Annotated in this window: 3 protein-coding genes; all 3 read right to left on the bottom strand. The window is 74.2% G+C overall.

What is annotated here, in order from left to right; translation table 11 throughout:
- Window positions 1-1,095, bottom strand: a 1,095-nt coding sequence (locus AC1D01_RS31200; RefSeq protein WP_477873365.1) for a biosynthetic peptidoglycan transglycosylase, incomplete at its 3' end; no start/stop codon positions are given.
- Window positions 1,095-1,631, bottom strand: a complete 537-nt coding sequence (locus AC1D01_RS31195) for a hypothetical protein (protein ID WP_477873363.1) — start codon at window positions 1,629-1,631, stop codon at window positions 1,095-1,097. The genes AC1D01_RS31200 and AC1D01_RS31195, both read right to left, overlap by 1 nt.
- Window positions 1,615-2,207 (bottom strand): exosortase Q (gene xrtQ, locus AC1D01_RS31190; RefSeq protein WP_477873361.1); only part of this gene is annotated, 593 nt, incomplete at its 5' end. The genes AC1D01_RS31195 and xrtQ, both read right to left, overlap by 17 nt.

Below are 2,207 nucleotides of genomic sequence, written 5' to 3'. Positions count from 1 at the left end.
GTTGTGCAGCAGGCTCGCGAGCCAGGCCGCCTCGGCCGGCGTCAGCTTGTCGACCCGCTTGTGCAGCAGCTGCGCGGCGGCGGCCTGCGCGCCGCAGCGCCCGTTGCCCCAGGGCACCAGCGACAGGTAGAGGTGCAGCACGCGCGCCTTGCCGAGCGTGCGGTCCAGCTCGACGGCATACAGCAGCTCGCGCAGCTTGCGCGTGTGGCCGCGCGCACCGCCGGTGTAGACCAGCCGCGCGAGCTGCTGCGACAGCGTACTGGCCCCGCGCTGCGGCTCGAACGACAGCGCTTGGGCGATCTCGTCGAGGTCGTAGCCGGGGTGCTCGTGGAAACGCTGGTCCTCGGCGGCGATCACCGCGCGCGGCAGCCAGGTGCCGAAGCCGCCGGCCGGCACGACCGCGTCGGCCTCGCAGTTCGGCGCCGCGTTCATCAGCGCCTCGGTGCCCAGCCCCGCGACGCGAAAGCCGTCGAGCCGCGGGCGGAACTGCAGCGTGCGCTCGGGCAGGCGCAGCCGCAGGTCGAAGCGCATCAGCCCGTCGACCTGCGCGCGCGGCAGCTCCGGGATCGATGATGCGAACAGCGCGAACGCATCGGCGATCGGCGTCACGTCGCCCTGCGCATTCACCTCGAGTTGCTGCTGCGTCAGCACCGCGCGCCAGCGGCCGCGCACCGCATGCGCGGGCTCGCCGAGCGCGAAGTCGCCTTGCAGGTTCATGTCGGCGTCGCGCGCCAGCGTGAGTTCGAGGCGCGTCAGCCGCACCGCATCGCCGGGCAGGCCGATGCCGCGCAGAGCGCACGGCGCGCAGACCGCCCGCCAGCCGTCGGGGCCGTCAGGCGCGAACGCGACGCGCCCGAACGGCGTGCGCAGCGTGCGGCCCTCAAGCAGCCGCAGCGTCATCGGGTGGGTCGCGAGCCGGATCACCGTCGGCATGCTGATCGCGCGCCGCCACGGCCCGACGTGCAGCGTCTCGGACCATTCGCCATCGGCCGGCCGCAGCAGGCGCAGCATCGCCCAGGCGCCGACCCCCAGCGCGAGCACGAGGCCGAGCGACACGCCGCCGATCCACAGCGCCCATCGCACACGCCAGCTCATCACAAGGCCCTCGCCGTCGTGACGGCCTGCCACGGGCCGGTGCTCTGCCCGAGCTGCGCGGCCCAGAACCAGCTGGATGCATCGGTGAACGCGGCACCATCGGCGCCGACGATCCGCTCGCAGACGCGGGTGCGCTGGCCGTTGCGCTCGGCGACGAAGCAGCGCCACAGCCGCTGCGCGTCGTCGCGTTCCAGCCGCGCCTGCTCGATGCGGTAGCCGAGCCCGCGGTAGCAATCGGCGGCCGGGTGCAGCATGCGGGTCGGCGTGCGCACCTCGCGCATCACCAGCACCTGCTCGCCGTCGGTGAGCCGCGCGATGCGGCCCGGGAACTGCGCGGCAAAGCGCTGCTCGACGGCGCTCAGCGCCAGCGGGCGCAGCGTGCGGCCGTCCCATTCGCGGGGCCATTCGAAGGCCGCAGCCTCGCCGCCGGCGCGTTCGCGCGAGTTGCCGAGCATCGGCGTCAACGCACAGGCCAGCAGCAACACCGCGAAGCCCAGCTTGTGTCGCAGTCCCTCGGGATCATTGCGGCGCAGCATCATCCACCCCCTTCATCAGGCGCACCACCGCGGCGCAGACCATCGCCAGCACCGCGAGCCCGATGCCCTGGTGCCAGGCCTCGGCCAGCGGCCCGCGCGACTCCAGCGCCACCAGCACGGTGTTGCGCAACACGTTGCCGCACAGCACCAGCGCGCCCACCGCCGGCAGCCGCCRCACGAAGCTGCGCTCGCGCAATCCGCCCAGCAGCGCCACCGCGCAGGCGCAGAAGTACGCCATCCACACCATCTGCACGCCGGAGCACGGCGCATCGACGATCACCAGCTGCCCGTCCACCACCATCGCGGTGCCGCTGCGCTCGGCCGCGCGGCCGGCCAGTTGCAGCAGCCAGGTGCTGCACTGCGCCGTCACCAGCCGCAGCGGGAAGCCGGCGTAGAACTGCAGCGACGAGACGACCGGCAGCGACAGCACCGCGAGCCCCGCCAGCGGCAGCGTGGCCTGGCCGGAGGGTGCGATGGCGCGCCAGCCGCAGGCCAGCGCCAGGGCAGCCAGCAGGGCGCCGGCGAGCGGCGGCAGCACCGCCGCCGACACGGTGGCCAGCACCGTCAGCGCGCCGG

It is taken from the genome of Rhizobacter sp. P3_B12, assembly GCF_056402895.1.
The sequence above is the reverse complement of the archived record's forward strand: the minus strand, read 5'-3'. Positions and strand labels throughout refer to the sequence as shown.